The sequence below is a fragment of the Catellatospora paridis genome, assembly GCF_009720365.1.
Taxonomy (GTDB): domain Bacteria; phylum Actinomycetota; class Actinomycetes; order Mycobacteriales; family Micromonosporaceae; genus Catellatospora; species Catellatospora paridis.
The window spans coordinates 1-6,622 of record NZ_ML769328.1; the positions used below are offsets into that span (position 1 = coordinate 1).

General features: G+C 71.1%; 5 protein-coding genes. All 5 read left to right on the plus strand.

Translation table 11 applies throughout. The annotated features are described in order from the left end of the window. Positions 1 to 557: BofC C-terminal domain-containing protein (locus F9C41_RS40865; RefSeq protein WP_407924747.1), on the plus strand; the 557-nt coding region annotated here is incomplete at its 5' end. Between the two features lie 154 nt (positions 558 to 711). Further along, positions 712 to 2,031, plus strand: a complete 1,320-nt coding sequence (locus F9C41_RS29105) for an FtsW/RodA/SpoVE family cell cycle protein (protein WP_155390055.1) — start codon at positions 712 to 714, stop codon at positions 2,029 to 2,031. After that, on the plus strand, positions 2,028 to 3,548 hold the full coding sequence (locus F9C41_RS29110) for a peptidoglycan D,D-transpeptidase FtsI family protein (protein ID WP_155390021.1): 1,521 nt from the start codon (positions 2,028 to 2,030) through the stop codon (positions 3,546 to 3,548). The genes F9C41_RS29105 and F9C41_RS29110 overlap by 4 nt, the downstream gene beginning before the upstream one ends. Further along, on the plus strand, positions 3,548 to 4,819 hold the full coding sequence (locus F9C41_RS29115; protein ID WP_155390022.1) for a serine/threonine-protein kinase: 1,272 nt from the start codon (positions 3,548 to 3,550) through the stop codon (positions 4,817 to 4,819). Before F9C41_RS29110 ends, F9C41_RS29115 begins: the two co-directional genes overlap by 1 nt. Next, positions 4,816 to 6,519: a Stk1 family PASTA domain-containing Ser/Thr kinase gene (gene pknB, locus F9C41_RS29120; RefSeq protein WP_155390023.1), complete on the plus strand. Its 1,704-nt coding sequence runs from the start codon at positions 4,816 to 4,818 to the stop codon at positions 6,517 to 6,519. Before F9C41_RS29115 ends, pknB begins: the two co-directional genes overlap by 4 nt. The last annotated feature ends 103 nt before the right edge of the window (positions 6,520 to 6,622 follow it).

Consider the following 6,622-nt stretch of genomic DNA (forward strand, 5'->3'; position numbering starts at 1 on the left):
GCGCCTCGGCGCTGACCGCCACGCCGCGGCCCGCCGCGGCCGAGCCGCCGGCCCCGCCGGCGGAACCCACGGCCCGGCGCGCCCGGCACCCGGTGCGTGCCGGGCTGCTCGTGCTCGGCCTGCTCGTGGTGCTCGGCACGGGTGTCTGGTTCGCCTGGGACTACTCCCAGTCGCGGTACTACATCGGCGCGACCGAGGCCGGGCAAGTGGCGATATTCCGCGGCGTGCCGGGCCAGATCGCGGGCTTCGACCTCTCCCAGGCGGAACAGGTCAGCGAAGTCACGCTGGACGACCTGACCACCGTCGCCCAGGAACAGGTGCGCAAGGGGATCCAGGCCGACAACGAGGCCGACGCGGTCTCCCGGCTGGAGAACCTGATCCGCGACGACCCGGCCAACATGAACATCCTGCCCAGCTGCCCGAGCTCGGCCGACCCCTCCCCGTCGGCCACGCCGTCGCCCGGGGTCACGCCGACGGCCACCCCGCTGGCCGCCGACGCGAGCAGCCCGCCCAGCGAGCCGGTGGTGCCGAGTCCGGTGCCCTGCCGGCCGAATTGAGCATGAGGACGTCGTGACCACCCCCCATACCGCCCCTCCCGCAGCAGCCGCGGCCGTCCCCGAGACGCCGGCGGTGCCGAAGCCGTCGGTGCTGCGCCTGGATCCGGCGGCCCGCAGGGTGCGCCGCACCGAGTTGTGGCTGCTCCTGCTCGCTATGGCCATGGTCGCCGGTTACCTGGCGGCGGTCGAGGCGAACATGCTCGACACGGTCACGATGGACTTCTGGTACCCGGCGGGCGTGCTGACCGCCGTGTTCCTGGCGCTGCACGTGGTCATCCGGCTGCGCGCGCCGTTCGCCGACCCGGTGCTGGTGCCCACCGTGGCCCTGCTCAACGGGCTCGGCGTGGGCTTCCTGCGCCGGCTCGACCTGGGCCGGGCGAAGATCGACGATCGGCCCGAGCTCGCGATCTTCGCGGGCGACGGCGGCAAGCAGCTGCTCTGGACGCTGATCGCGGTCACCGGCGCGATGGCGCTGCTGTGGTTCGTGCGCGACCACCGCGAGGTCTCCAAGTTCGCCTGGACGCTCGGCCTGGCCGGCATCGTCCTGGTGCTGCTGCCCGCCGTGCTGCCGGGCAGCATCTCCGAGGTCAACGGCGCCAAGCTGTGGATCCGGTTCGGCAGCTTCTTCGCCATCCAGCCCGGTGAGTTCGCCAAGCTGATGCTGCTGGCCTTCTTCGCGTACTACCTGGTCCGCAAGCGCGAGGTGCTGGCCCTGGCCAGCCGCCGCTTCCTCGGCATCGACTTCCCGCGCGGGCGCGACCTGGGCCCGGTCATCGTGGTCTGGGCGATGAGCCTCCTGGTCCTCATCTTCGAGAAGGACCTCGGCACCTCGCTGCTGTACTTCGGCATGTTCGTGGTGACGCTCTACATCGCCACCGAGCGGGTCAGCTGGCTGATCATCGGTCTGGTGCTGTTCTTCGGCGGCGCGGTGCTGGCATACGTGCTGGCCGGTGCGGTGGGCGGCCCGTTCACCAACTTCGGGCAGCGGGTCGACATCTGGCTGGACCCGTTCGCCGACCCGTACGTCCGCGGCTGGCAGCTGACCCAGTCGCTGATGGGCCTGGGCACCGGCGGCATGTTCGGCACCGGGCCGGGCGCGGGCAACCCGCTGCTCGTGCCCGAGGTGCGCAACGACTTCATCTTCGCCGGCATGGGCGAGGAGATCGGCCTGTTCGGCCTCACCGCGCTGCTGGCGCTGTACCTGCTCGTGGTGTCCCGTGGCCTGCGCGCCGCGCTGGCCGTGCGCGACTCGTTCGGCAAGCTGCTGGCCGGCGGACTGGCGTTCACGCTGGCGCTGCAGGTGTTCGTGATCATCGGTGGGGTGAGCAAGCTGATCCCGCTGACGGGTCAGACCACGCCGTTCCTGTCCGCGGGCGGCTCGTCGCTGGTGGCCAACTGGCTGCTGGTGGCGCTGCTGCTGCGGATCTCAGACGCGGCGCGCACGCCCGCATCGACGGGAGGTGTACGCCGGTGAACGCCCCTCTGCGACGCGTCGGCGTGGTCGTGATGGTGCTGTTCGGCCTGCTCTTCGCCAACCTGAACTGGGTCCAGGCGTACAAGGGCAACGACTATCGGACCAGCCCCTACAACGGCCGCGTGCAGATCGACGAGTACGACCGCCAGCGCGGCTACGTCATGGTGAGCAACCCCGGCAGCAAGCCGATCGCGCTCTCCGAGGCGACCAAGGGCAACCTGAAGTACCTGCGCAGCTACCCGGGCGGCCCGGCGTACGCGCACGTGGTCGGGTACAAGCCGGTCAACGGCACGGCGACCGGGGTGGAGCAGCTGGAGAACGACTTCCTGTCCGGCACGTCCGACAAGCTCTTCGCCGACCGGTTGCGCGACATCTTCACGGGCTCGCACACTGCCGGCGGCAACGTGACGCTGACGCTGTCGAAGACCGCGCAGGACACGGCGTACAAGGAGCTGGCGAACAACAAGCTCGACGCGAAGTCGGGCGCGGTGGTGGCGCTGGACCCGAACACCGGCGCGATCCTGGCGATGGCGTCGTTCCCCAGTTTCGACCCGAACCCGCTGGTCGGCCACGACAGCAAGGCGACCGCGGCGTACAAGAAGCTCGAGGGCCAGGCCGGCAACCCGCTGCTGAACCGGGCGCTGCAGGAGACCTACCCGCCCGCGTCGACGTTCAAGGTGCTGGTCTCGGCCGCGGCGCTGTCCGCGAACCGGAACCCCGACACGCCGCTGCAGGCGGGTCCGGGCTACCAGGCGCCAGGCACCACCCACGTCATCCGCAACGCGACCTCGTCGACGTGCCCCCAGGAGCAGATGACGCTGAAGGAGGCGCTGACCGTCTCCTGCAACACGGCGTTCGCCCGCCTCGGCGTGGACCTCGGCGCGCAGCGGCTCAACGACACCGCGCGGGCCTTCGGCTTCTACGACAACAGCCTGCGCGTCGGCAACCTGTCCGCCACCGATCGCGGCCTGCGCGTCTCGGAGAGCGTGCTCGGCCCGCTGACCACCAGCTCGGGCGGCGACGACAAGCCGAACATCGCGATCTCGTCGATCGGCCTCAACGAGGTCCGGGTGACCCCGCTGCAGAACGCGATGGTCGCCGCGGCGATCGCCAACGACTGCTCGCAGATGCGGCCTTACCTGGTCGAGCGCCTGGTCGGGCCGGACCTCACCACCGGGCTCTACGCCGCGGCCCCGAAGGAGCTGCGGCGCAGCTGCTCGGCGAGCGAGGCGGCGCAGCTGCGCGAGATGATGGTCAGCGTCGTGGAGAACGGCACCGGCAAGAAGGCGCAGATCAACGGGTACGTGGTCGGTGGCAAGACCGGCACCGGCACCGCCGACGAGGAGGCCAACGCCGGATCCGACGGCTGGTTCATCGGGTTCGCGATGAAGGACGGCCGTCCGGTCGCCGCCGTCGCGGTGATCCTGGATGATGCCGGCAAGGGCGGCAGCGGGGAAGCGGCCCGGATCGCCGGGCTGGTCATGCAAGGCGTGATCAAGGACAAGGGTGGCAAGTGATGGTCTCCCCTGGCACCGTGCTGAACGGCCGCTACCGCATCGACTCGCGGATCGCCTCCGGCGGTATGGGCGACGTCTGGAAGGGCACCGACGACGTGCTCGACCGGACGGTCGCCATCAAGATCATGCTCTCGGCGCTGCTGGAGGAGCCGGGTTTCGTCAAGCGCTTCCACGCCGAGGCCAAGACGATGGCCGGCATCAACCACCCGGGCGTCGTGCGCATCTACGACTTCGGCAACGACCAGCACCAGGCATACCTGATCATGGAGCTGATCGAGGGCGACCCGCTCTCGCGCACGCTCAACAAGGTCGGCCGGCTCACCCCGGCCCGCACCATGCTGCTGATCGCACAGGCCGCCGACGCGCTGCAGGCCGCCCATGACAAGGGCATCGTGCACCGCGACGTGAAACCGGGCAACCTGCTGGTACGCCCCAACGGCACGCTGGTGCTGACCGACTTCGGCATCGCCCGCTCGGCGGCGGCCAGCCAGCTGACGGCCACCGGCGCGGTCATGGGCACGGCCTCCTACCTCGCCCCGGAGCAGGCCTCCGGGGTCGGCGCATCAGCCATCTCCGACGTCTACTCACTGGGTGTGGTGGCCTACCAGTGCCTCACCGGGCACCGGCCGTACGACGGCGACACCCCGCTCGAGATCGCGATGAAGCACGTCACCGGCACCCCCAAGGCGATGCCGAACGACATCCCGCCGGTGGTGCGCCAGATCGTCGAGCGGGCCATGTCCAAGGAGCCCGGCAGCCGGTGGCCGACGGCGGCGTCGTTCGCCAACGCCGCCCGCCAGGCCGCGGGCGCGCTGACCCACGGCAGCGGGCCGCTGCTGCCGGTGCAGCCGGTGTCGCCGAGCCCGGTCTCGGCCACTCCGGTGTCGCCGGGACCGTCGCGACCACTGAGCCCGGCGACCCCCGTTCCGGTTCGCCCCAACGGGGGCTACCAGCGAGGATCTGCGCCCGTCCCGGCTGCGCCTGCCTCGCTGACCCCCGTCCACGGGGTACCGTACGGGCCGCAGGCTCCCGCACCCACCGGTGGTGGCGGCCGGACTGCCCTGACCGTGGTCCTGGTGGTCGTCGGGATGGTGGCGGTGCTCGCTTGCGCCGGTTGGCTCGGCTACCAGGCGAAGAAGGCCAAGGACGCGGAGAATGCCCGGAGCAGCCCGGCACATTCCGAAATCGTCACACTTTCGGCTGGCGGATGGCTGAACGGGGCTGACCACGTGAGCATGGACCCAATGACCGAAGGACGACGTACGCGATGAACGCGCAGGCCCGCCTGCTGGGTGGCAGGTATCAAGTCGGCGAGTTGCTCGGCTACGGCGGCATGGCCGAGGTGCACCGGGGACGCGACCTGCGCCTCGGGCGCGATGTCGCGATCAAATTGCTGCGCACGGACCTGGCCCGGGACGCGACGTTCCAGATGCGTTTCCGCCGCGAGGCGCAGAACGCCGCGGCGCTGAACCACCCGGCGATCGTCGCTGTCTACGACACGGGCGAGGAGCGTGGGCCCACCGGCGAGGTCCTGCCCTACATCGTCATGGAGTTCGTGGCCGGGCGCACCCTCAAGGAGGTGCTGGCCGCCGAGGGGCGGCTGATGCCCCGGCGCGCCATGGAGATCACCGCGGACATCTGCGCCGCGCTGGAGTTCAGCCACCGGCACGGCATCATCCACCGGGACATCAAGCCCGGCAACGTCATGTTCACGCCGAACGCCCAGGTCAAGGTCATGGACTTCGGCATCGCGCGGGCGCTCGCGTCCGGCGCGACCACCATGACGCAGACCTCCGCCGTCATCGGCACCGCGCAGTACCTCTCCCCGGAGCAGGCCCGCGGTGAGGCCGTGGACGCCCGCTCCGACGTGTACGCCGCCGGTTGCGTGCTGTTCGAGCTGCTCTGCGGGCACCCGCCCTTCGTCGGCGACTCCCCGGTGGCGGTGGCCTACCAGCATGTGCGGGAGGAGCCGCCGGCGCCGAGCGAGTCGAACCGGGACGTCACCCCCGACATCGACGCGGTCGTGCTCAAGGCGCTGTCGAAGAACCCGGCCAACCGCTACCAGTCGGCCGGCGAGATGCGCGCCGACCTGCTGCGGGCCTCCGCGGGCCGCCCGGTTCTCGCGACGCCGGTGCTCCGCGAGGAGCAGACGGTGCCGATGAACGCGCCCGCGCGGACCGGCACCAACCGCAACACCCCGGCCCGGGTCGGCGACGCCCGCCGCCGCCGCGCCTCCGGCTGGGTCATCGCGACGCTGACCGCCCTGGGCGTGCTGGCCGTGGTGGCGCTGACCGCCGGTCTGATCCTGGCCAGCCAGCCCAAGGACGTCGCGGTCCCGGATCTGTTCGGCATGACCGAACAGCAGGCGAGGCAGGCCGTGACCGGAGCGGGTCTCAAACCGACCCTCGGCAATCCGCTGCGGCAGTCGAACTGCACGGAGAACACGGTCGCCAAGCAGGACCCGCCCAAGGGCCGCGAGGTTCGGGAGCAGAGCGAGGTCACCTTCCAGATCTGCGGCGGCAAGCCGCAGGTCAAGGTGCCGCCGCTGATCGGCTCGAACCGCGCCAACGCGCAGAGCCAGCTGACCGCGCTCGGCCTGGTCCCGGAGTTCAAGGAGAAGGACAGCGAGGAGCCGGCCGACCAGGTGCTGGAGACCAGCCCCAGGGATGGGGAGATGGTCTCCGAGGGCGGCACCGTCACGGTGATCGTGTCCAAGGGCCTGGTCAAGGTCCCGGCCCTGGTCGGAAAGACCCAGGCTGAGGCGGTCGCGATCCTGACCGGCCTGGGCCTGGGCAACAAGGTGGTGAAGGGTGACGAGGAAACGGATCCCGCCAGGGCGGGCATCGTGCAGGACACCGATCCCAAGAAGGACGCGTTGAAGCCCAAGGGCACGGTCATCACGTTGCGGGTGTCGTTCCTCAAGGAGCAGGCGCCGCCGTCACCGACACCTGACGCCTCGCCCTCGCCCTAGCGACATGAGAAGTGGGGCGCCCCCCCGCCCGGGGGGGGGCCCCGGGGGGGGGGGGGGGGGGGGGCGGCGGGGGGGGGGGGGGGGGCGCGGCCCCCCCGGGCGC